Source organism: Arthrobacter zhaoguopingii, from assembly GCF_009828595.1.
In the GTDB taxonomy this organism is placed as follows: domain Bacteria; phylum Actinomycetota; class Actinomycetes; order Actinomycetales; family Micrococcaceae; genus Arthrobacter_D; species Arthrobacter_D zhaoguopingii.
In genome coordinates this window covers 185,915-208,525 of the sequence record NZ_WPNY01000005.1, presented here as the reverse complement: position 1 = coordinate 208,525, position 22,611 = coordinate 185,915, and the positions used below count along the sequence as shown (strand labels likewise).

The 22,611-nt window shown below is 67.8% G+C and carries 18 protein-coding genes; 5 read left to right on the top strand and 13 right to left on the bottom strand.

Annotated features, from left to right (window positions below; genetic code table 11):
- Positions 1-368 precede the first annotated feature (368 nt).
- Both GVV86_RS18865 and GVV86_RS18860 read left to right on the top strand, forming a co-directional pair.
- The gene (locus GVV86_RS18865) at positions 369-2,963 is read left to right on the top strand and encodes a GH25 family lysozyme (RefSeq protein ID WP_159802590.1); all 2,595 of its coding nucleotides are present in this window, start codon (positions 369-371) and stop codon (positions 2,961-2,963) included.
- A gap of 74 nt (positions 2,964-3,037) precedes the next feature.
- Complete coding sequence (locus tag GVV86_RS18860; protein ID WP_159802589.1) at positions 3,038-5,935, top strand: hypothetical protein; 2,898 nt, start codon at positions 3,038-3,040, stop codon at positions 5,933-5,935.
- A 250-nt stretch (positions 5,936-6,185) separates the two neighbouring features.
- Here the strand turns inward: GVV86_RS18860 and GVV86_RS09100 are convergent, their stop codons facing one another.
- The 9 genes from GVV86_RS09100 to GVV86_RS09060 are packed head-to-tail and all read right to left on the bottom strand — an operon-like array spanning position 6,186 to position 15,804.
- Entirely contained in the window at positions 6,186-7,391 is a 1,206-nt protein-coding gene (locus tag GVV86_RS09100) for an acyltransferase family protein (protein WP_159802588.1), read from the bottom strand.
- Complete coding sequence (locus tag GVV86_RS09095) at positions 7,388-8,758, bottom strand: lipopolysaccharide biosynthesis protein (protein ID WP_159802587.1); 1,371 nt, start codon at positions 8,756-8,758, stop codon at positions 7,388-7,390. Before GVV86_RS09095 ends, GVV86_RS09100 begins: the two co-directional genes overlap by 4 nt.
- Positions 8,759-8,777: 19 nt before the next feature.
- Entirely contained in the window at positions 8,778-9,932 is a 1,155-nt protein-coding gene (locus GVV86_RS09090) for an aminotransferase class I/II-fold pyridoxal phosphate-dependent enzyme (protein ID WP_201291410.1), read from the bottom strand.
- A 25-nt stretch (positions 9,933-9,957) separates the two neighbouring features.
- A complete protein-coding gene (locus tag GVV86_RS09085; RefSeq protein ID WP_159802585.1) occupies positions 9,958-10,980 on the bottom strand; it encodes an SDR family NAD(P)-dependent oxidoreductase in 1,023 nt (340 codons plus the stop codon).
- Positions 10,977-12,038: a sugar phosphate nucleotidyltransferase gene (locus tag GVV86_RS09080; protein ID WP_159802584.1), complete on the bottom strand. Its 1,062-nt coding sequence runs from the start codon at positions 12,036-12,038 to the stop codon at positions 10,977-10,979. Before GVV86_RS09080 ends, GVV86_RS09085 begins: the two co-directional genes overlap by 4 nt.
- A complete protein-coding gene (gene neuC, locus GVV86_RS09075) occupies positions 12,035-13,201 on the bottom strand; it encodes a UDP-N-acetylglucosamine 2-epimerase (protein ID WP_159802583.1) in 1,167 nt (388 codons plus the stop codon). Before neuC ends, GVV86_RS09080 begins: the two co-directional genes overlap by 4 nt.
- Positions 13,198-14,262, bottom strand: coding sequence for an N-acetylneuraminate synthase family protein (locus tag GVV86_RS09070; RefSeq protein WP_246669928.1), 1,065 nt, complete (start codon positions 14,260-14,262; stop codon positions 13,198-13,200). Before GVV86_RS09070 ends, neuC begins: the two co-directional genes overlap by 4 nt.
- Complete coding sequence (locus GVV86_RS09065) at positions 14,252-14,926, bottom strand: PglD-related sugar-binding protein (protein ID WP_246669927.1); 675 nt, start codon at positions 14,924-14,926, stop codon at positions 14,252-14,254. The genes GVV86_RS09070 and GVV86_RS09065 overlap by 11 nt, the downstream gene beginning before the upstream one ends.
- Positions 14,923-15,804 carry a hypothetical protein gene (locus GVV86_RS09060; protein ID WP_159802582.1) on the bottom strand — a complete coding sequence of 294 codons (882 nt, stop codon included), beginning with the start codon at positions 15,802-15,804 and terminating at the stop codon, positions 14,923-14,925. Before GVV86_RS09060 ends, GVV86_RS09065 begins: the two co-directional genes overlap by 4 nt.
- A 208-nt stretch (positions 15,805-16,012) precedes the next feature.
- On the opposite strand from GVV86_RS09060, the gene GVV86_RS09055 reads away from it, so the two are divergent.
- Genes GVV86_RS09055 through GVV86_RS09045 form a run of 3 tightly spaced genes read left to right on the top strand, consistent with a single transcriptional unit; the run spans position 16,013 to position 18,658 of the window.
- Positions 16,013-17,077 (top strand): Gfo/Idh/MocA family oxidoreductase, encoded by a 1,065-nt coding sequence (locus tag GVV86_RS09055; RefSeq protein ID WP_159802581.1) that lies wholly within the window; start codon positions 16,013-16,015, stop codon positions 17,075-17,077.
- Between the two features lie 28 nt (positions 17,078-17,105).
- Positions 17,106-17,867: an acylneuraminate cytidylyltransferase family protein gene (locus tag GVV86_RS09050; protein ID WP_159802580.1), complete on the top strand. Its 762-nt coding sequence runs from the start codon at positions 17,106-17,108 to the stop codon at positions 17,865-17,867.
- Positions 17,864-18,658 (top strand): SDR family oxidoreductase, encoded by a 795-nt coding sequence (locus GVV86_RS09045; RefSeq protein WP_159802579.1) that lies wholly within the window; start codon positions 17,864-17,866, stop codon positions 18,656-18,658. Before GVV86_RS09050 ends, GVV86_RS09045 begins: the two co-directional genes overlap by 4 nt.
- 3 nt (positions 18,659-18,661) lie before the next feature.
- Here GVV86_RS09045 and GVV86_RS09040 read toward each other — a convergent pair whose 3' ends face one another.
- From GVV86_RS09040 to GVV86_RS09025, 4 genes are all read right to left on the bottom strand, one after another.
- Complete coding sequence (locus GVV86_RS09040; protein ID WP_159802578.1) at positions 18,662-19,477, bottom strand: glycosyltransferase; 816 nt, start codon at positions 19,475-19,477, stop codon at positions 18,662-18,664.
- The gene (locus GVV86_RS09035; protein WP_159802577.1) at positions 19,474-19,827 is read right to left on the bottom strand and encodes a DUF2304 domain-containing protein; all 354 of its coding nucleotides are present in this window, start codon (positions 19,825-19,827) and stop codon (positions 19,474-19,476) included. Before GVV86_RS09035 ends, GVV86_RS09040 begins: the two co-directional genes overlap by 4 nt.
- A gap of 4 nt (positions 19,828-19,831) precedes the next feature.
- Complete coding sequence (locus tag GVV86_RS09030) at positions 19,832-20,470, bottom strand: glycosyltransferase family 2 protein (RefSeq protein WP_159802576.1); 639 nt, start codon at positions 20,468-20,470, stop codon at positions 19,832-19,834.
- A gap of 116 nt (positions 20,471-20,586) precedes the next feature.
- Entirely contained in the window at positions 20,587-22,587 is a 2,001-nt protein-coding gene (locus tag GVV86_RS09025; protein ID WP_159802575.1) for a DUF6541 family protein, read from the bottom strand.
- Between the last annotated feature and the right edge of the window lie 24 nt (positions 22,588-22,611).

Here is a 22,611-nt window from a genome sequence, read left to right as displayed (position 1 = left end):
GCGGTTGTCGGTGCAGGCGGATCGCATTTCCGCCCGGGACACGCTGTTTCACAGTCAAGCGTAGGCGACCCGTCCGATGCCGGACAGAGAAGCAGCGTGGGTGTGGAAAAAGCCGCTTTCACGGCGCGCAGGCTACTTCTGTTTCGCCGCTCAGCCACCTGTTTGTGGGAGATGTGGCGCGTACCACAAAAATTCCTGCTAGTGCCTCTTGTCACGCCGCGACACGCCCCAGAAATAAACATGACACGCGCACGAAAGGCTTATTCTTCCGCGATCACAAGAGAAACACTCGTCACACCTGTCACATCCGTGTAGTCTTCGAGAAATTCACTCGCCTGGCTGACGCCCGGATTCTGCTGGAGAAACCCGTGACATTTGCCACAACCCGTAGCCTGCTGTGTGCCGCCATCCTCTCGGTGTCGCTGGCTGTCGGTGCAGTTCCCTCTTTCGCCGGCGAGCAGCCGGCCCCCACCCCCTCAACCTCCCCGGCGCCTGCTGTGCCGTCCCCTCAGGCTCCAACCAGCGCCACACCGGCGCCCCCCGCTCCCACGGTAGAAGCAACCGAGCCGGCTCAGACCGACGCCCCTGCCGCGCCGGCGCCCTCCGCCGCCAGGGCTCCCAAGACGCCACCCCCTGCTCCGGTCGAACCCGAGGCCGCTCCCCTTGATCCCGCGGGGATTGCCGAAGCGGCCGGCCCTCTCGGCGCCCGTATGGGGCAAGGCCTCGCCCGGATCGCAGAGCACGGCGACCCCCAAAAGCCCACGGAGGAGGAACTGCTGCTTCGCCAGAAGGCGGAGGACGGCACCCTCTTCACCGAAGACCCTGCAGCCGCACCGCATGCCGGTTCGACCTTCGGCACCGCCAGCACCTGGCGCCCTGCGGGCATCCACGGAGTCGACGTCAGCAGCCACCAGGGCACCGTCGACTGGAATGCGGCCTGGAACTCCGGCTCGCGGTACGCCTATGTCAAGGCCACCGAGGGCGGCTACTACAAGAACCACCTCTTCGGCCCGCAGTACAGCGGAGCGGCGGCCCGCGGAATGATCCGTGGGGCCTACCACTTCGCCATCCCGAACTACTCCAGCGGGGCAGCACAGGCCCGCTTCTTCGTCGCCAACGGAGGGAGCTGGAAGAACGACGGCAAGACCCTGCCGCCGCTGCTGGACATCGAGTACAACCCCAACGGTGGTGCCAACAGCTGCTACAACATGAGCCCCGCCCAGCTGGTGAACTGGATGCGCGAGTTCTCCAACACCATGAAGGCGCTCACCGGGCGCATCCCCATGATCTACACCACCACCGACTGGTGGGACTACTGCACCGCAGGCTCCACCGCCTTCGCAGACCACCCGCTGCATATCGCGCGTTACGGAAGCACCACCGCCGGCCAGCTCCCGGCCGGCTGGAGCGACTACAAGCTGTGGCAGTACACCGACGAGGGGCCCGGCCTGATGGACTGGAACCAGTGGAGGGGCACTTCGGCCGAGCTGGTCGCATTCGCCCGCAACTCCACGGTCGATGACGGCACCGCCGCCCTCGCACCAACCTTCGCTGCGGCGGCGTCGGGGGCGTCGTTGGGTGCCGCGGTGGGTCCGATCACGTGCGGGCTTTATGGTGGGGGCTGCTACCAGGCGTTCAGCGGCGGGAATGTGTATTACACCGCGGCCACCGGAGCGCACGCGGTGACCGGATCCTACTTCACGGCCTGGGGCGAGGCCGGCTGGCAGGCCAAGATCGGCTACCCCACCGCCGGCGTCAAATGCGGGCTCTATAACGGCGGCTGCTACCAGACCTTCTCCGCCGGCACCATCTACTCCACCGCCGCCACCGGCACCCACGCCGTCCGCGCCTCCTACATGAACGCCTGGCGCGACGCGGGCTGGCAGATGAAGATCGGCTACCCCACCGCCGGCGTCAAATGCGGGCTCTACAACGGCGGCTGCTATCAGACCTTCTCCGCCGGCACGATCTACTCCACCGCCGCCACCGGCACCCACGCGGTCTCCGGACCCTACATGAACGCCTGGCGCGACGCCGGCTGGCAGGCCAAGATCGGCTACCCCACCGCCCCGGTGCGCTGCGGCCTGGCCGGGGACGCCTGCTACCAGACCTTCTCCGCCGGGACCATCTACCGCACCGCGGCCACCGGCACCCACGCCGTCCGGTCCACCTCCATGAACGCCTGGCGCGACGCGGGCTGGCAGGCCGGCATCGGTTACCCCACCGCCCCGGTTCGATGCGGTGCACCCGGAGAGCCCTGCTACCAGACCTTCACCGGGGCCACCATCTACTCCACCCCGACCACCGGCACCCACGCCGTGCGCTCGACCTACATGAACGCCTGGCGCGACGCCGGCTGGCAGCACGGCATCGGCTACCCCACCGGCGCGCTGCGCTGCGGAGCGGCCGGAGCCCCCTGTTACCAGACCTTCGCCGCCGGCACCATCTACTCCACCGCCGCCACCGGCACCCACGCCGTGCGCTCCACCTACATGAACGCCTGGCGCGACGCCGGCTGGCAGAACGGCATCGGCTACCCCACCGCCCCCGTCAAATGCGGACTCACCAGCAACGCCTGCTACCAGACCTTCGCCACCGGCACCATCTACTCCGCCCCGACCACCGGCACCCACGCCGTGCGCTCGACCTACATGAACGCCTGGCGCGAGGCCGGCTGGCAGGCCAAAATCGGCTACCCCACCGCCGGAGTCAAATGCGGGCTCTACGGCGACGGCTGCTACCAGTCCTTCACCGGCGGGAACATCTACGCAGCCCCCGGCACCGGAGCCCACGCCGTCACCGAACCCTTCCGCGAAGCCTGGCGCCTGGCCGGCTGGCAGATGAAACTCGGCTACCCCCTCCAATCCGCCGCCGCCGCCAAGGGCTACCGCAAGGTCGAATTCCAACGCGGCTGGATCACCTGGACCACCACCGGCACCAAAACCACCTACAAGACGCGATGAACCGGCATCCCGTCGCCCAGCAGTCAGCTGACGTCCCTGCCCGGCCCGACCGGCCCTTCGTATCGGAGAAACGCGTGAGACTCACGAACCTGAACCGCCTGCTGTACGCAGCAGGACTGTCGGCGGTGCTGTTTGCGTCGGCGCTGCCGGCCAGTGCGGCAACCCAGCAGCCGGCGCCTCCCGTCAGCCAGACGGCGACGACAGAGAGCGAAAGCACCCCGCCGGCCGAGGCACCGGTGCCCGCAACGACGCCCGCACCGGCGACGGAACCCACAGCACCGGCTCCGGAGGAACCGGCCGTTGCCCCGGAGACCGCGCAGCCCGCGCCGGAGCCGACGGTGGAGCAGCCGACCGCCAGAACGGCACCTGCGGAGAACCAGCTCACCTCGGAGGTGCCCAGCCTGGACTGGAACCCACTGCTCGAGCCGGGCTCGAACGCACGTATCGGTGAAGAGTTCACCGGGCCCGAGGACCTTCACCACTCCGGCCATTCCCACGACGAGTCCTCCCCGGAAGGATCCTTCGGCGCAGCCATGGCGCCCCGGTCGGGAGACATCAAGGTCACCCTGGTGACCGTGAAGCTGGCAGGAAAGACCACGGCCGACGTGAACGCCATCAACATGGACGCGGCCCGCGCATCAATCTCCAACTCCAGCAGCTATTGGAAATCCATGTCCAACAACCGTCTGTCGATGACTGTCGCGAAAGAAATCCGTGGGTTCTCATCGGCCGCCCGGATCACCGATTCGTACGAGACGATCATGGCGAAGGTGACAAGCGAGCTCAAGTGGGCCTACAACCCCTATGAAGCCCTCGTTATCTTCGTCCCTCACAAGGACCTGAACTATCAGGGCAGCTGGGGAATCCTCGGCGGCGGATTCACCGACGGACCCGTCTCCGGCAGGGTGATCATGCCGTACCCGGCGTATGCAACCAAGAACGTCGTCGCGCATGAGTTTGGCCACGTCCTCGGACTCCACCACTCCAACTCGCTCTACTGCTCCAACGGCCGCGTCGACGTCGGCATCGTCAACCGCTCGATTACCGATGGCTCGTGCGGCTCGTACGAATACGGCGATACCCTCGACCTGATGGGATTCGCCCAGGGACACGTGCCCGTCATCAACTCCTTCCTGTGGGAGTTCGGCGGTTTCGGCCGCGGGGATGAGATCCGCAACACCGGCACAGCGGGCACGGCAAAGCGGTACACCCTCAAGGCATGGGCGGGCACGGAGAGCAATCGTGCTGTCAAGTTCACCGACCCCATCAGCAGGGAAACGTACTACGTCGAGCTCCGCCTGCCGGTCGGCCGGGACGCAAACATCGCCATCGGCGGAAACCAGGGCGTCAAGGTGATCAAGAAGGATGTCCGCGGGTGGAACGGGAACGCTTCCCTCCTCCTGACGCCCAACAGCACGTGGACTGGTTACTACAACACCAACCACACCTGGCAGCCGCAGCAGACCTTCACCACCCACAGCGGCACCCGGGTGAGCGTTGACTCCATGACGAGCACCTCCGCGGTCGTGACCATCAGCAACCCGATTGCAACGAAGCTCGCTGCGGCGGCGTCGGGGGCGTCGTTGGGTGCCGCGGTGGGTCCGATCACGTGCGGGCTTTATGGTGGGGGCTGCTACCAGGCGTTCAGCGGCGGGAATGTGTATTACACCGCGGCCACCGGAGCGCACGCGGTGACCGGATCCTACTTCACGGCCTGGGGCGAGGCCGGCTGGCAGGCCAAGATCGGCTACCCCACCGCCGGCGTCAAATGCGGGCTCTATAACGGCGGCTGCTACCAGACCTTCTCCGCCGGCACCATCTACTCCACCGCCGCCACCGGCACCCACGCCGTCCGCGCCTCCTACATGAACGCCTGGCGCGACGCGGGCTGGCAGATGAAGATCGGCTACCCCACCGCCGGCGTCAAATGCGGGCTCTACAACGGCGGCTGCTATCAGACCTTCTCCGCCGGCACGATCTACTCCACCGCCGCCACCGGCACCCACGCGGTCTCCGGACCCTACATGAACGCCTGGCGCGACGCCGGCTGGCAGGCCAAGATCGGCTACCCCACCGCCCCGGTGCGCTGCGGCCTGGCCGGGGACGCCTGCTACCAGACCTTCTCCGCCGGGACCATCTACCGCACCGCGGCCACCGGCACCCACGCCGTCCGGTCCACCTCCATGAACGCCTGGCGCGACGCGGGCTGGCAGGCCGGCATCGGTTACCCCACCGCCCCGGTTCGATGCGGTGCACCCGGAGAGCCCTGCTACCAGACCTTCACCGGGGCCACCATCTACTCCACCCCGACCACCGGCACCCACGCCGTGCGCTCGACCTACATGAACGCCTGGCGCGACGCCGGCTGGCAGCACGGCATCGGCTACCCCACCGGCGCGCTGCGCTGCGGAGCGGCCGGAGCCCCCTGTTACCAGACCTTCGCCGCCGGCACCATCTACTCCACCGCCGCCACCGGCACCCACGCCGTGCGCTCCACCTACATGAACGCCTGGCGCGACGCCGGCTGGCAGAACGGCATCGGCTACCCCACCGCCCCCGTCAAATGCGGACTCACCAGCAACGCCTGCTACCAGACCTTCGCCACCGGCACCATCTACTCCGCCCCGACCACCGGCACCCACGCCGTGCGCTCGACCTACATGAACGCCTGGCGCGAGGCCGGCTGGCAGGCCAAAATCGGCTACCCCACCGCCGGAGTCAAATGCGGGCTCTACGGCGACGGCTGCTACCAGTCCTTCACCGGCGGGAACATCTACGCAGCCCCCGGCACCGGAGCCCACGCCGTCACCGAACCCTTCCGCGAAGCCTGGCGCCTGGCCGGCTGGCAGATGAAACTCGGCTACCCCCTCCAATCCGCCGCCGCCGCCAAGGGCTACCGCAAGGTCGAATTCCAACGCGGCTGGATCACCTGGACCACCACCGGCACCAAAACCACCTACAAGACAAGCTAGCTCCTCACCCACGCTGTCCCGCCGGCCGCTCCCTGGCCGGCGGGACAGCGGCATTTAACGCTTGATTGGGCGGAGGGACCCCTTCCATAGCGGACCGGGCCGGTGGCGCGGACCCGATCCATGGGGCCGGATGAGGCTGACGGGACGGCCCGGAGTCCCGCGGCGCCCACACGAAGCAGCGGCGGTGCGCACGGCACCGGGCGGTACGCACGGCTCCGGGGGTGGGGGCTGCAGGGGTGGCAGCCGGCCCCTAAGAACCGATTCGTTCCCGCTCCGCCGGGAGCGGGCGGTTCTGCGCGGAACGCGGCTTCATCAGCCGCGCGACCCGGTGAAAGTGCCGTTCCACCAGGAACCAGTACGCAAGTCCGGCCACGTTGCTCACCAGGAAGGACAGCGACACCAGCTGCCAGGCTCGCAGGTCGTCGTGGAAGGCGTACCAGAGGTAGGTGGTGACCGAGAAGTGGACGAGGTACAGGGAGTAGCTGTAGCCGGAGACGAAAACAATGACCCGGGCACCCTTCTCCCTGAGCGGCGAGGGTGCACGGCGCCTGCCCGCACCCTCCCCCGCCGCAGCCCCAGTCGCAGTCCCGGTCGCGAAAGCGAAGTAGGCGGCGCAGAACGCGACGGCGGCCGGCAGGATCGTCAACGGGGTCGAGAGGTTATTGGCGACGTGGACAAGCGCCGCCAGGAAGGTGGCCGTCGAGATCAGGAACAGGCCGATGTGGAACTGCCGGGGCAGCCTCATCAGCTGGGGGCCAGCGAACGCGAAGATCATCCCAACAATCCAGGCAACCGCGTGGGCCGAGCCCAGGGCGAAGTAGCCGGCGGGCACCGCGATGGAGAACACCAACAGGATGATCCAGCCGGGGTTGAGTTTCCGGCCGCGCGCGAAGACGAGCACGAGCACCCCGAACGCAACGTAGATCCACCACTCGGCCACGATCGACCACAGAGGTGCCGCGGTGCCGACCGGGCCGGCGTCCAGCCAGGGAAGGCCATCGATCCTGATCGCGGCCTGCTGCAGGAGCGGGTGGTTGTAACTGAGGGTGAAAGCGGCGATGAGCGTGGGAAGTCCGAGATCGATCGCAATGAACGGCAGGACCGTGCTTCCGCGGAACACCAGAAAATCGAAGGCGATGATCAATGCCGTTGCCGGCAGCAGCGGATAGACCACCCTGGCGATCCGGTCGATCAGGTAGGTTCCGAAGCCGAAGCCCGGGGTGTCCCATTTGCGCATCACCGTGGAGGTGATGAGGTAGCCGGAGAGCACGAAGAAGATGACGACCGCGAAGGACTGCATGTAGAACGGGTGGGATCCGTTGGTTGGCAGGAAAATCCCCGGCAGGAAGATGTTCAGGGCGTGGCCGAGGACCACGAGCTGGGCCGAGATGGCGCGGGTCACGTCGAAATAAAGAATGTTCTTGATGCTGTTTTCCTTTGCTTCAGCGTAGATCATTCGGCGGTGAGCTGCCGGAGTCGGGTGCGCAAGATTCCCAGCGCCGCCAGGCCGAGGACGGCCACCACGGCGATCGTGATGACGCCCGTGGCCAGGTCGTTGGGCAGGGCGAGCAGGACAAGGACATAGGCAAGCCCGGCGGCCGCACACAGCAGGTAGAGCCGCACGGGCCACCCACCTTCCGCGCGGTGCCGGGCCACGGCGAAGTAGGAAAGTCCGAGCAGCAGGAAGGAGGCGGAGCACGCGACGGCCACGCCAACAAGGTTGCCGCTGCGGGCGGGCAGGTACGCGAACGCAAGGCCGGCGAGCAGCACGACGGGCGTGATGACGGCGAGCAGGCCGGTTCGCTTGTCTGCGAAGAGCAGCGTCGTGGCGTTGAGGTAGAGGAGGTAGCCCACCGCGGTCAAGGGCAGCACCTGAGCCACCGGCACGAGGTCCTCCCTGCCGTTGGCGATGATGTGGGTGACGGCGTTCGCACCGCCGGCCGCGACGACCACGACGGCGAGTCCGGCGAGGCTCGCGATTTTCATGGTGCGGCGCAGACGGCGGGCCCGCTCGGTGAGCGGTGCCCCCATCAGGGATGGCACCCAGGCGTTGTTCAGTGCCCCAAGAACAGTGATCGTTCCCAGGGTGAAGATCTGCACCTTGCCGAAGTCACCGGATGCCACGGTCCCCGCGGTGGCAGCGAGGAGGAACACCGCGCCCTGGGTCAGGAGCATCAGGGCGCCCGTGTGCGGCAGCACCGGCAGTCCAATGCTGAGAGCCTCCCCCACTGCGCCCTTCACCGCCCGGGGCGACGCCGGGCGCGCAAGCATCAGGGACACTGCCGCTGTTGCCACGACCGAGACAGCGAACCCGGCCAGGTACACCCAGGCGAGCGGTTCGATCAGCCAGATGGCCAGCAGGCCGAGGACGTGGGCTCCCACGGAGGACCCGATGCTCAGGCCGACGAAGGCCAGGGGCCGCTCCTGCGCACGCAGCATCGCTTGGGCGGCGAGCACCGTGGCCAGAACGCCCATCGCTCCAAGCGCGATGGTGAACGTGATGACGCCGTCGACCCGCGCGGCAAAGACCGCCGCTACGGCGGCCGCGAGTACGCCCAGCGCGAACCCGGTGATGCTGAGGAACCCGCTGATCGACCGCGCCTTCAACGGCCCGTTCCCCTCGTCGAACCAGGCCCGGGTGATCGCCAGTGGGAGGCCGGCCGCGGCGAGTACCACGCCCACCTGAATGACCGAGACCGCCAGGATCAGCTCGCCCCACTGGGCGTCGCTGTCCAGGACCCGAATGGCAAAGGGCTGGACGAAGACGATTCCTAGCCCCTGAAACAGCGCCCCTATGAGGTACAACAGCGAGTTTCGACCCATTGCTGTCCCGGGAGCGCTGCTACTCAATGTTCAGGGCATGCCAGGCGAGGACCCGGTCGATGACGCGCTGCTGGTCGGATTCGGTGAGGTCGGTCGAGCAGGGCAGAGAGAGCCCCCTGGAGAAGAGCTCCGCGCCGACCTCCCCGCCCAGCACCGGCGCGTGCGCCAGCGGGGGCTGCATGTGCAGGGGGCGCCAGAGCGAGCGCGACTCGATGTCCGCCTCCGCCAAGAAGTCCTGGAGCGCGTCACGGGACTCGGTGCCCTCGCCGCCGGGAACCAGGACCGAATACAGCCAGTAGGTTGACTCCTCGTTGGGGAGGTTCGGGGGAAGCCCGATGGAGGTCCCAGCGAAGGCGTCGTTGTAGCGCTGGGCGATCGCGCGCTTGTGCTCCACGAAGCCGTCGAGGCGTTCGAGCTGGGCCACCCCCAAAGCGGCAGCGATGTTGGTCAGCCGGTAGTTGAAGCCGATCTCATCGTGGAGGTAGCCCCGGTCCGGGAGCCTGGCCTGGGTTGAGAGATGCTTCGCCCGGCGCGCCATGTCCTCGTCGTCGGTGGTGAACATCCCCCCGCCGCCGGTGGTCATGATCTTGTTCCCGTTGAAGGAGAAGGCGCCCATGTGGCCGACCGTGCCGACATGGCGGCCCTTCAGCGGCCCGTCCGACCAGGTGGCACCGAGTGCCTCGGCAGCGTCCTCGACCAGCAGGAAACCGAACTCGTCGGCGAGCAGCCGGGCGCGGTGCGCGTCCGCGGGCTGACCGAGGATGTGCACCAACTCGACGGCCTTGGGCAGGACCTCCCCTGCGGTCCGGCGCCGCCTGAGCTCCTCCTCCAGCAGGTCGAGATCCATGCCCCACGAATCCGGACTGGAGTCGACGAGCAGGAGATCGGCGAACTGGTACGAGGCCGCGTTGGCCGAGGCCATGAAGGTGAAGTCGGACACCGCCACGAGATCACCCGGCTGGACGTCGGCGAGCCGCATAGCCAGGTGCAGCGCGGCCGTACCCGAGGAGCACGCCACGGCGTATTTCGCCCCGACATAGTCCGCGAACTGACGCTCGAACTCGGCGACGTACCGGCCCACGGAGGACACGAACCCGCTCTCGACGGCGTCCGTCACCATCTTCGCTTCGCTCTCGCCAATGTTCGGCACGGCCAATGGAACTCGTGATGCCACGTTTTCGCCTTTCATGGTCCGCAGTTCAGCGGACGTAACGTGCGGAGGCTTTGGAATCGACGCCGCGGGCGGCAATCCACTCGGCGCTCCGCCTGAGTCCTTCTTCGAGGCCCACCCGAGGAGCCCAGCCCAGTTCCTGCAGGGCCTGACTGGGGTCCGACAACAGCCGCATGACCTCACTGCCGGCAGGGCGCACCCGCACATCCTCGGTGACAATTTCCGCCGTCGAGCCGGTGACCTTGCGGGCGAGTTCGACGAGCTCGCCGATGCTCACATCCGTGCCGGTGCCCAGCTGGATGACCTGTCCCTCAAGGGGCACGTCGGCGGTGGCGGCCCGGATGAAGCCGTCGGCCGTGTCGGTGACGAAGGTGAAGTCACGGCGCGGGTCGAGCGAGCCAAGGTGGATGGTCTCGGCGCCGGCGATCATCTGCTGCAGGATCGTCGGGATTACGGCGCGCGCCGACTGGCGGGGGCCGTAGGTGTTAAAGGGCCGCAGGACCAGGACGGGGGTCTCGAACGAACCGGCCCAGGCCTCACAGAGCTTGTCCGCGGCGATCTTCGTGGCACTGTACGGGGACTGCCCGCGAAGTTCGTTCTTCACCGTAATCGGTACGGTGCTGGGAGTTCCGTAGACCTCGCTCGTTGAGGTGTTCACCAGGCGGCCGATGTCGTGGCGGCGGACGGCTTCCAGGACGTTCAACGTCCCGACGACGTTCGTTTCAACATACGAGCGGGGAGCCTGGTACGAGTACGGGATGGCAATCAGGGCGGCAAGGTGCAGCACAACGTCGGACCCTTTGACGAGGTCTGAGACGAACTCCGCGTCACGGATGTCGCCCAACTGCAGGTCAACGGCGTCGCGCTCCTCCTCGGAGAGGTCGTCGAGCCACCCGTACGACGAGTTCGAGTTATAGACGCAGAGGGCGCGGACAGTGGCACCCTCGGCGATCAGGCGCTGCGTGAGATGGCTTCCAATGAATCCGTCGGCGCCGGTGACCACCACCGTCTTCCCGGCAAGTGTTCCCTCGGTCATGTTTCCAGCCGTCATTGCTGTCCTTTCGCAGTTGCTAAATCCTTGGGGGTTCCCACGTCGAGCCAATCGGAGTCGACGGGCCACGCGGCGACCCGCAGCGAGCGTTCGATGCAGGCCTCGATGAGCTCGGGCATGGAGAAGGGTTCACCGGCGGGCACGAGCGCAAGGGCCTGGGGGGACACGGCGTAGATGCCCGTGCTGATTTCGAATTCGACCCGGGGCTTCTCGACGACCGCCGAGACCGAGCGGTCGCCGTCGATCTCGAGGACACCGAACGGCACCTGGTGGGTGTACGGGCGGGCGGCCACGGTGAGGGTGGCGTCCTGGGCGTCGTGGAAGGCGAGGAGGTCGGCGGCCGAGTACTGGACCATGAGGTCCGCGTTGGTCACGATGATCGGTTCGCCCAGCTCCGGGAGCTGTTCGTACAGCAGGCCCAGCGCGCCGGCGGTGTTCAGCGGCTTCGCCGGATCCTCGTGGATGTAGGAGATCGTGCAGCCGAAGCGTTCGCCGTTGCCGAGGTGGTCGATGATCTTGTCCGCCAGGTAGGCCACGCTCACGTAGATGCGTGAGATGCCCGAATCGACGAGGCCCAGAATGACCCACTCGATGATGGTGCGGTCCGCGACCGTCATGAGCGGCTTGGGGGTGTCCTTCGTGAGTTCCCCGAGCCTGGTGCCCTTCCCTCCGGCCATGATGAGGGCGATGTTGCTCAGTTTCGGCCGGCCAACGATGTCGCTCAGGGTGTGAAGCCCGATAAGCCTGCCGTCGGGATCGACGACCGGCACTTCACTGATGCGAAGGCTCCGCATCAGGTCCAGCACAGCGGCCCGGGAGGTGCCTGGCGGAACGGCCCGCGGATGGGGATTGACGTACTCGAAGGCTCCGCTGGCAAGGTCGGCCCCGGCGAGGAGTGCCCTGCGGATGTCCCCGTCCGTCACAATCCCCAGCAGCCTCTGTGAGTCGTCGACGAACATGGCGATTGAGGATGCGCCGTCGTTGATGGCCCGCAGCGCATCCCGCACCGAGGCACTCGGGGTGATGCAGACATTACTAAGGGGGGCATCGCTGCTCATTGGGTATCCTTCACTGGCTGGTCGACGAAGATCTTGGTCAGGGGCACCGTACCGGCTCCGGCGACGATATCGGCGATCCGGGCCGCCGAACGGCCATCACCGTACGGATTGGCGGCCTGCGAGGCGGTCCGGCGGAACTCGGCGCTGAGGGCCCGTTCAATACTAAGCCGGATTGAATCGCGCTCCTCCGGACAGTCGATGACGTTGCCGGCGTGTTCCCTGCCCTGCTGGCGTGCTCCAACGTTGACGACGGGCAGACCGAACGACGCAGCCTCAAGGATGCCGCTCGAAGAATTGCCGACGAGTGCGTCGGCGGTCGCCATGACGCCGGGGTAGAGCGAGCCGAGACTTTCCCTCACAATCACCCTGCCGTCGGTGGATCCGGCGGCAAGGGTCAGGAGTTCGGAAATGATCTCTTCCCTGCCGGAGTCGAAGCCGGGGTACGTCAGGATGGCGGTTCCGGCCGCCCGGGTGACCTCCTCGAAGACCTGCCGTGCCAGTTCCCCGACGGGCAGGCCCTGTTCGGCCGTTGGAGGGTGGTAGGTGGCCACGATCAGGGGCCGCGCGAGTTCAACGCCGAAGGCCTCGGAGAACCCATCGGCCGACAGGGGCTCGACGGCGCTGAACCGGTCAAGCCCCGGTGCTCCGGTCCGGTGGATCCGGGAACTGCTTTCGCCGAGCTGCGCCACGCGCCGCTCGGCGCCGGCGGTGCTCACGCAGTGCTGGTCAGCCAGCTTGGTCACGGCGTGCCGCACCCGTTCGTCAAGCGCACCTTCGGTCACCTCGCCCCCGTGGAGGTGCACCAGGCGGCACCCCTGCAGCACGGTGGGAGGCGCGATGTACATCAGTTCCCAGCGGTCGCCCAGGACGACGACAGCGTCGGGTTCCTCCGCCTGCAGCAGGGAGGCGAATTCACCGCTGAGGCGGGCTCCGAGGGCGGTCTGGGCCGCGGTGCCGCTGTCGGCGAGGAAAAGCCCGAGGTCGTGGAGGCGGTACTGGTCCGGCGCGAGGCCCCCGTCGGCCAGCACCGCTGCCGCGCCGTCGGCGAATCCGACGGCCGAGCACACCGAGAGCTCGATGCCCGGACGCCGCGCCAGCTCCTGGAGCACAGGCATGAAGGGGAAGAGATCGGCCCGCGAGCCGACAAAAGCGAGGACCTTCATGCGTCTCGCTGGAGGTCGTCCGCCGTGATGGGGGAACCGGCCGCGACCGCCCGGGCGGCCACGGCGCCGACAATCACCTCGGACGGGGCGAGCCCACCCTCGGGGCGGAGGATGACGAGATCCTCCTCGGTGATGACCGCCCCGGCCGCGATCGGCTGGGCCGCATGGAGGGACCTGCGCACCAGGCGGGCGTTTTCCTCCTCGCTGGGCATGCGGCGCTTGAACCCGTCGCCAAGGGACGCGCTGGTCGCACGGATGGCGGCAACGTAGTCGTGGAATTCACCCGGATCGAGGCTCGCCGCGTGGTCGGGGCCGGTCCGGGACTTGTCGGTGGTGATGTGCTTCTCAAGCAACGTCGCCCCGAGGGCGACGGCGGCGATGGACGCCACCGCACCCAGCGTGTGGTCCGACCAGCCCACCTGCACGCCGAACTGCGCGGCCATCGCCGGAATCGCGGCGAGGTTGGCCTCCGCAGCCGGGGCCGGGTAGGCCGAAACGCAGTGGAGCAGGACGGTCGACGGTGCGGCGGCGGTGGCCTCGAGCGCCCGTTCAATCTCTTCGAGGGAGGCCATGCCGGTCGAGACGATCAGGGGTGCGCCGAGGTCCGAAACGGCCCGCAGGAAGGGCGTGTTCGTCAGTTCCCCCGAACCGATCTTCAATCCCGGCACCCCGACGCCGGCCAGCAGCTGGGCGCTCTCCAGGTCGAACGGCGAGGAGAGGAAGGTGATGGAGCGCTCCGTGCAGTGCGCGTGCAGCTCCGTCCAGGCCGAATCCGGGAGGGTGAGGGCCGCGAGCATCTCAGACTGGTACTGCGCGAACCCTGCGTTCTTCTGGTAGGGCGTGGTGGCTGCCGACGCGCTGACCAGTGCGCTCGGCCGGAACGTCTGGAACTTCACCGCGTTGGCTCCCGCCTCGGCGGCCAGGTCGATCAGTTCGTGGGCGACCCCGAGGTCACCGTCGTGGTTGACACCGGCCTCAGCGATCACGAAGACCTCCTCGTCCGCGCCGATCCGGTGCATACCGAACTGCACCGGCGCGGGAATCTGGGTCTCACTGCTCACTGGGAACTTCCTTCCTCGAATTCAGGGGCTTGGCGGGCACTCCACCGACGGTCGAGGCCTCAGGAACATGCGCCGTGACGACCGCGCCGGCGCCCACCACTGCGTCGTCCGCAACGGACACCAGCGGCAGGATCCGGGCGCCCGACCCTACAAGTACCCTATTGCCTACCTGCGCGCCGCCCAAAAGCACGGCACCGGGTGCGGCGTGGCTGAGGTCGCCCAGACCGGCATCGTGCTCGACGATCGCGCCGGTGTTCACGATGCTTCCTCGCCCGAGGACGGCGAGAGGCCCGACATGGGCGTGTTCGAGCACCTGGCTCAGCGGGCCCACCTGCGCCGAGGGGTCAACTGTCGCGGTGGAGGCGATCAGGGGGCGTACCAGCCCGCTCAGGGAATCCCGCCGCAGCAGGTCCTCGACGATCCGGCCGCGGACCTCGGCCGCCCCCACGCCAACGCAGATGGACAGGCCTTCGGCCGCGGCGTAGTCAAGGGCCTCCGCGTCGGTCGCGAACTGGCGCGGGACGGGCAGCGCGCCTCCGGGCGCGGGAGCGGCCGGGTCCGGCCGGGCCGCGACGGCGGCTACGGTCTCACCGCGGTTCCGGATGACCGCCGCCAGGGACCGGGCATGGCCGCCGCCCCCGAGGATCAGCCAGCGGAGGTTCACTCAACGGCTCCGGCGGGGGTCAGTCGGAGCGGCTCGGGGAGCCGGAAGTCCTCAAGCCCGGGCAGCGGAGACGGCAGGTGTTTCGCGGGGTGGCGCAGCCAGTGCCACGGCGACAGTCCTGCCTCTCCCCCGTGCGCGCCCTCGGGCCGCTTGCTCATGCCTAGCACGGCCCGCGTCTTCTCCAGCGGGGCGCCGATCCAGTAGTCGAGGTACGGACCGGCGGAGGGCCGGCCCCAACCCAGGATCTCCTTGAGCTCGGACGAAGACCTCATGTCGCCGATTCCCAGTTCGTCCCGGGCAATCTTCGCCAGTACGCCCTGATCCGGTGCCGGCTCGTAGAACTCCGGCCACAGTTCGCGCATCCGGGTGCCGGGGTCGGCCGCGGTATCGCTCCCAAGGCGGAAGTCCGGGCCTTCGACCGCGACCTCGGCCCCGGCGTGGGCGGCGTAGAGCAGCGCGGTCGCCATGCGGTTGGAGACCACCCGGTTTGCGGAGGCCATCATCGACAGGATGCGTGCCAGGAACCGGGGGTCCCTGCGTTCACCAGCGCTGACGACCGAGTGGCCGGCCGCCGTCCACGCCTCCACGACCCGCCGGTCCTCGAGGTCCTCGATATGGAGGCAGACCGTCGACGGTCCTTCTCGGTCGAGCACGTCCCGGGCGTAGCCCTCGTGGTCGCCGAAGACTTGCACCAGCGCCGTCCCGTGCATCGGGAGCACCAGTGTGCCTTCCCGGCGGAGCGGCAGCGCTCCGGCCTTATCGGCGAGATCCTTGAGGTAGGCAAAGGGCGCACCGACTGCCGTCAGCTTCGTTGTGCCGTCCGGCCAGAGATTTTCGGGGTCCGAATGCCGGTAGCCGCGCGAGGTGCTCGTCCACACCAGCCGGCGGCGGTTGGGACCGCGGTGGGAAAAATCAGCGAATTGCGCGAGCAGCGGGGACTTAACCGTCCACCCGTGCTGCAGGAGGCCCGGAATATGATGGATTTTCTTGAGACCGCAATATTGCGCCAATACTGCCGAGTGGCCGTAATAGTGATTCTGAATATCCATTTATGTTCCGGCTACCTCGGGAATAGAGTGGTGCAACGTGACGACAAGATTCTATCCCCACCCTGACGGAGCCCCCGGAGGGGCCGCGCGGAAGGACACCCGTCGGCTTCGCGTGCTGGTTCGGGGCTCGGGCTCGATCGGCGCCCGGCATCTGCGCGTTCTGGCCGGGCTCGGCGTCGGGGAAATCTTCGCCTGGCCCGTACGCCCCAATGCGGAATTGCCGGCGCGCCCGGACATCCCGGACACGGCGATTGTTGTCGATTCCGTTCCGGCCGGGCTGGACCTGGTGATCATCGCCACCGACACCGCCCGCCATGTGGACGACACCCTTGAAGCACTCTCGGCCTCGCCCCGCGCACTCCTGCTGGAGAAGCCGGCCTCGGCCCGCGCGGGGGACGCTGCCCCGCTGCTGGGCCATCCCGAGGCTTCGCGGATCAGCGTCAGCGCACCGCTGCGCTTCCACGACGGACTGCTGCGCCTCGCCGGCCTCCTGCCGGACCTCGGCGACATCACGTCGGCCCGCGTCCGGTCGCAGTCCTGGCTGCCGGACTGGCGGCCCGGCCGGGACTACCGGGAGAGCTATTCGGCGCGGGCGGCCGAGGGAGGCGTCCTCCGGGACCTCGTGCACGACATCGATTACCCGGCGTGGCTCTTTGGCACGCCCACCCTGCTGACCGGACGGCTCGGCCACGGGACGCTCGGGATTGAGGCCGAAGAGTCGGCCGACCTGTCCTGGACAGCGGGCTCACGTGCCCGTCCCATCGAGGTGTCGGTCCGGCTCGACTACATCACCCGGTCCAAGACCCGCGACCTCCGGGTGGTCGCCAGTGGCGGAACCGCCGGGTGGGATGTTGTCGGCAACACCGTGTCGCACACCGCCGGCGGGGCGGCCCGGGAGTACTCCTTCCCGGCGGACGGCTCCGTTGACACGGTCCTGGCCCGGCAAACCTCCGCCGTCCTCGAACGTTCCGGGGCGCTCGCGTCGCAGGACCAGGCGCGGTTCACCCCGGCCACCCTCCTGGACGGCGTCGGCGCGGTCGCCGTGTGTGATGCGGCCAGGCGGGCCTCCGCATCGGAGAACGCCGAAACGGTAGGGTGGTGAGGGCTGTGTCTCCTAGCTGAAAGTTGCCATGTCGAATTCCCCGAGCCCCTCGGTCCTGGCCATCATCCCTGCGCGCGGCGGGTCGAAGGGCCTTCCCGGCAAGAACGTCAGGGACCTGCTCGGCAAGCCCCTGCTGGCACACAGCGCGTTCCTGGCCGGCCAGCTTGAGCACGACGTCCGGTGCATCGTCTCGACGGACGCCGCCGACGTGGCCGCCATCGCGCGGGAGCACGGCGCCGAGGTGCCGTTCCTGCGCCCCGCGGAGCTGGCCAGTGACACCGCCCCCATGAGCGGGGTCCTGCGGCACGCCCTTGAGGAGATGGAACGGCTCGACGGCCGGCGCTACGACATGGTGCTGTTGCTCGACCCGACGAGCCCGACCCGGACCGCGGAGCAGGTGGATGCGGCGATCCGCAAACTCGCCGACCACCGCGAACTCGATGGCGTGGTCGCCGTTTCGGAGCCGTTCTTCAACCCCACCTGGGTCGGCGTGAAGCAGCTCGGCCCGGACAGCGAGAAGGTCGGACGGTACTTCCAGGAAGGCACCGGGGTCGTACGCAGGCAGGACGTTGAACGGTTCCTGCGCATCAACGGAAGCTTCTACGTGTGGCGCTCCGAATTCGTCCGGCGGCTCCAGGACAGCTGGTTCGATGAGGGCGCCCATGGGGTGCTGGAGATCCCCGAGACCCAGTCCTTCTCAATCGACGACGAGCAGGAGTTCCGGCTCGTCGAAGCCGTCGTCCGCGCCGGCATCGCTCCGCTTCCCGGCTACGTTCAGGAGGGGAAATGAACCCCGTCGAGCGGCTCTTCTCCCTCGAGGGGCGCAACGCCCTCGTCACAGGCGGGACCGGGCCCCTCGGGCGGGTCCTCGCCGAAACCCTCGCCGCCCAGGGCGCCAATGTCACAGTATCCGACCGGGATGAGGCTGCGTGCGCCGAGGTGAGCGGACGGCTCACGGCCGAGTACGGCACGCGGTGCGTCCCCCTCGCCGCCGACCTCCTGCAGCCCGGCGGTGTCGCCGACCTCGTCGCCCGCCTCGACGGCCCCCTTTCCATCCTTGTCAACAACGCCGCCTTCACCGGCACGGCCGGCATTCCCGGATACGCGGTCCCCTTTGAGGAGCAGACCGACGAGGCGTTCGCCCTCGCCTCGACCCTCAACCTGCAGGCACCTTTTGCCCTGGCTCGGGAGCTCGCGCCCCGGCTGCGGGACAGCGGGGACGGCTCAATCATCAACGTCTCGTCAATCTACGGCCTCGTGGCCCCCAACATGGGACTCTACGAAGGAACGGTGATGGGCAACCCCGCCGCGTACGGCGCCACGAAGGGTGGAATCGTCCAGCTGACCCGCTACCTGGCCACGGTGCTGTCCCCGGAAATCAGGGTCAATGCCTTCGCCCCGGGCGGGATCGCCCGCGGGCAGGCCGAGGAATTCACCGAGCGTTACGAAAAGCTCACGCCGTTGGGGCGGATGGCCACCGAGGATGACTTCCGGGGGGTCCTCGCCTGGCTGGCCTCCGACGCCTCGCGGTATGTCACCGGACAGACAATCGCCGTCGACGGCGGATGGACCGTCTGGTAGGCCTCAGCGGGCAGTCACCGTGCGGATCACCCGAATCAGGTCCGGCGGAAGGTAATACATTGCGTACAGCGCGGTCTTGAAGGCCCGGTCCCGCAGGAACTGCACAGCCGGGCGGAAACCGAGCTCGCGGGCCAGGCCGCGGCGTCCCTGCATGACCGTGCGCACATAGTCCGCGCGGGGATGCACCCCGCGGCTCGTCTGGTGAGGATGGACCCGGTAGTCGACGACGTCCTGTTCGAGGATCGTCATCGATCCGTGGGCGGCCATGCGCAGCCAGAGATCGTAATCCTCCATCTGCCGCATCGGGGAATACCCTCCGACCGCTCGATAGGCGTCGGCACGGAACATGATCGCCGACTGCACCAGAACGTTCTGCCGAAGCAGCCGCTCCCGCGCATCGCTTCCCGGCGCATGGCCGAACCGCCCCACCACGGCACCGTTCTCATCGACCCACCGGGCACCGCCGGTGACGGCGACGGTCCCCGGGTGCTCGTCAAGGTAGGCCAGCTGGGCGGCGAACCTGCCCGGAAGGGCGACGTCGTCGGCGTCGAGCCGGGCGATGTAGCGGCCCCGGGCCCGCGCACAGGCGGTGCGCAGCGCGTAGCCGACTCCCTGCGAAACCTCGTTCCGAAGCACCCTGACCCGCGGGTCAGCGGCCCACGGCAGCGGGTCGAGAGGGGCGATGCCGTCGAACAGCAGCACGAGCTCGAGAGTAACTTCCTTCTGGGCGAGTACCGACTCGACGGCGAGCTTGAGCCAGGGGTCGATCTTGTTCGTCGGAATGATCACCGAGACATCGACCGGCGCGTGGTCCTTCACTTATCCGCCGCCTCCCAGGGGCGTCCGGCCTCGTCGAGGGCGATACGGCGGGAGAGCTTGGTGATTGAAATCTCCGTCTGGCGGAAGCGCTGGTAGGTGGTGGCCATGAACACCAGGAAGCTCACCACGAGCCCGTAGAGCACGAGGTCGGTTCCCCGGCCGATACCGAACCAGCCGGCCACGATGGTCAGGCCCCGCGGGAAAAAGATGGAGAGCACGGCGGCCGTAGCGAAACCGATGAGCATGAGCCGGCGCACGGCGAGGTGACGCGCGTTCGACCCTCCGCGCATGAGGACGATCGAGACGGAGACAACCGCGAGGACAAGGAGGATCTGAACGAGGATCAGCATGGGGCTACTTCAGCAGGAGTTCGGCGACGATGTTCACGGAGTTCAGCAAGGACTGACCCTTTCCCTTTGAGTAATCCGTGTAGATGATTTCGACCGGGTGTTCGACCCACCGCGGCTTCAGCTCGGCGAGCTGGTGAATCAGTTCGGAAGCGTGGGCCATCCGGTTCTGGGTCAGGTTGATCTTCGAGGCCACATACGGGTTGAAAGCCCTGAGGCCGTTGTGGGCGTCCGAGAGCGCCATACCGGTGCTCAGCCGGAACTGGGCGGCGGCCGTCTTCAGCACGAGCTTCTTCATCCACCCGATCTGGGTGCGGTCGTCCAGAAACCGTGAGCCAAGCACGATGTCGGCCTCGCCGGAGAGCACCCGCTGAACCATCTGCTCTGCGTCGACGACGCGGTGCTGGCCGTCGGAGTCGAACGTCACGATGCAGTCCAGCGCCGGATCCTGCAGCGCGAATTCGATGCCGGTCTGGAGGGCGGCGCCCTGACCCATATTGATGGGGTGCTGCACGACTGTCGCCCCGGCCTTGCGGGCGACCTCCTGACTTCCGTCGGTGCTTCCGTCATCGACGCACACCACATGGGGGAAGGTGGGGAGGAGACCGCGGATGACGTCTCCGACAACGGTGCTTTCGTTGTACATAGGCATGACTATCCAGGTGCGGCTCACAGCACCAGTATTCCACACAGAGCATTCCCCCTTCTCCGGCCCGTGCAGGGCCTGGGTGGGCCGCCGTCCCGGCGGCGGCCCCGCGGATCCTAGTCTTCCGGCTGGCAGACGGTCACTTTGTACAGCTTCGCGGCGCCTTCGCGATCGACGAGTTCTACGGCGTCCGAGCTCTCCAGGCCTTCCAGTCCGGGGAAGTTGTGGGCGTTCGAATTGTCGCTGAGGTACTGCGTGCCGAAGTCCAGGACGTGGGTGACGCCCTCTTCACGGATCGCCTCGCACACCGTCTCCGACGTCGTCGCGTCCCGCAGCCCTTCGGCGATGGCGATTTCCTCGTCCGTCTTGACTTCGATCAGATGGTGGGCCAGGACGTCGAGCCCCTCGAAGGCGTAGACCAGGGTCGAGCCGTTCCAGGGGTTGCCCGCGATGACGGCGTCCTCCGGCACCTCGTCCTGGATTCGTTCGAGGAGTTCATACTCGTCGTTGGAGAGGATCGAGGTTGGGCTTTCGCGCTGGTAGAAGAGATTCGCCCGGTCGATGTACGGGCCCACGGGCCCGGTCTGGTTGCTGAGGGTCAGCAGGAGCGCAACGAGGGCAAGGCCGCCTGCGCCGGCTGCAGTGCGTGCCCTGCCGGCGGGCCCGGGCGATGCGGCGGCCTCCGCTTTCCTCCGGCGAATCGACTTCAGCACGGCGTCGGCCACTGCCTGGCACCCCAGCCCGGCGAGCACGACGGCGACGACCGGCACGATGGCCGCCAGCCGGTGCGTGTCCTGGTACCAGATTCCCGTGAGCAGCGCCCGCCAGTACCCCTTTTCGAAGCTTGCGTCCACAAAGTAGAGGTAGCCCGCGATGAAGGCGCTGACGACGAACCAGAACTGCGTTCGGTTCCGCACCGCGCTGACCACGCCGATGATTGCCAGGATGGACGCCACGGCCGTGATGTCCTTCATGCCCAGGGGTGCGTTGGCAATCACCTCGCCGATCGCACCGGCGCTTGTGGTATGCGGGGACCAGGTATCGTACGGCCCGGGGCGCAGCTTCAGCCAGACCGCTCCCATCAGCGGAGCCGCCAGGACGACCATCGCGGCGGCCGGGATGTAGCCGCGCACGGGCGCCTTTCGGCGGACCCGGTCGCGCAGATGAGCCACCAGGGCCGTCACGAGCAGCGGCAGGCTCAGGGCGATGAGGGTGTTCACGCTGCTCGTATGCGAGAAGCCAATACCAGCGAGCCCTCCCCCGAGACCCAGCAGCGACCGCCAGCGGCTTTCACCGATCTGGTTGCCTCTGTTGACGGCGAGCACCACCAGGGCCAAGGCCGCCGGAACGATGGCGAGCGAGAGCATGTAGGGGAACAGTGGACCCCAGATCATCATCAGGAAGGGGAACGCGACGAACGCCGCCGACAGCACCCCGGCCGAAAGCAGTCCGACATGCCGCGGGCCGATCACCACCCGAGCGAGGAAGAGGACCGACAAAGGCCAGACGACCGATGCTGTCACGATGTTGACGAAGTTCACCGACAACGGAACTGAAGCGCCCGACAATTGGGAAACCAGTGCCGCGAAGGAGTGCCAGGCGGCCGGGTAGGCCGCCGCGGCGCCGGTGTTGCCGGTCAGGGAGGCGAGGGTGAGGGTGGAGGCGTCACCGGTTTCCAGGATGTAACGGACGGCGTTGAGGTGAAAGATATTGTCGAACCGCTGCGCAAACTCCTCGGGCCTGCCGATCAGCCGCTTGGTCTGCCGGGCGATGAGCAGGGCGCCGGTTCCGACGCCGACGAGGGCCGCCAGGACCACCCGCCACCCGTCGGGAGGTATCGTGGCTCCGGACCGCATGCGCGACCGGAACACCCGGTCAAGCACCAGTCCGATGGCCGCGACGACCAGGGTCACCCCGAGCAGCGGAAGTATCCCCCAGGGAATCCCGGCCAGCGACGCGAGGACCGCGGCGATGCCCGCCACGGCGACGGAAAACATGGGAGCGACACCGACGAGGACCAGCCGCCTGAAGCCCATGGCGAGACCAACAACCGCCCCGGGCAGTACCATCACGGCAAGGGTTGCGGCCAGAACCGGCACGGTCGTCCACCAGGACAAGATTCCTCCAAAAAGCAAAAGGGT

Coding starts and splice junctions, on each gene's coding strand:
- GVV86_RS09100 (WP_159802588.1), bottom strand. CDS start 7,391: ATGATCTACGCTGAAGCAAAGGAAAACAGCATCAAGAACATTCTTTAT.
- GVV86_RS09095 (WP_159802587.1), bottom strand. CDS start 8,758: ATGGGTCGAAACTCGCTGTTGTACCTCATAGGGGCGCTGTTTCAGGGG.
- GVV86_RS09085 (WP_159802585.1), bottom strand. CDS start 10,980: ATGACGGCTGGAAACATGACCGAGGGAACACTTGCCGGGAAGACGGTG.
- GVV86_RS09080 (WP_159802584.1), bottom strand. CDS start 12,038: ATGAGCAGCGATGCCCCCCTTAGTAATGTCTGCATCACCCCGAGTGCC.
- neuC (WP_159802583.1), bottom strand. CDS start 13,201: ATGAAGGTCCTCGCTTTTGTCGGCTCGCGGGCCGATCTCTTCCCCTTC.
- GVV86_RS09050 (WP_159802580.1), top strand. CDS start 17,106: ATGTCGAATTCCCCGAGCCCCTCGGTCCTGGCCATCATCCCTGCGCGC.
- GVV86_RS09045 (WP_159802579.1), top strand. CDS start 17,864: ATGAACCCCGTCGAGCGGCTCTTCTCCCTCGAGGGGCGCAACGCCCTC.
- GVV86_RS09035 (WP_159802577.1), bottom strand. CDS start 19,827: ATGCTGATCCTCGTTCAGATCCTCCTTGTCCTCGCGGTTGTCTCCGTC.
- GVV86_RS09030 (WP_159802576.1), bottom strand. CDS start 20,470: ATGTACAACGAAAGCACCGTTGTCGGAGACGTCATCCGCGGTCTCCTC.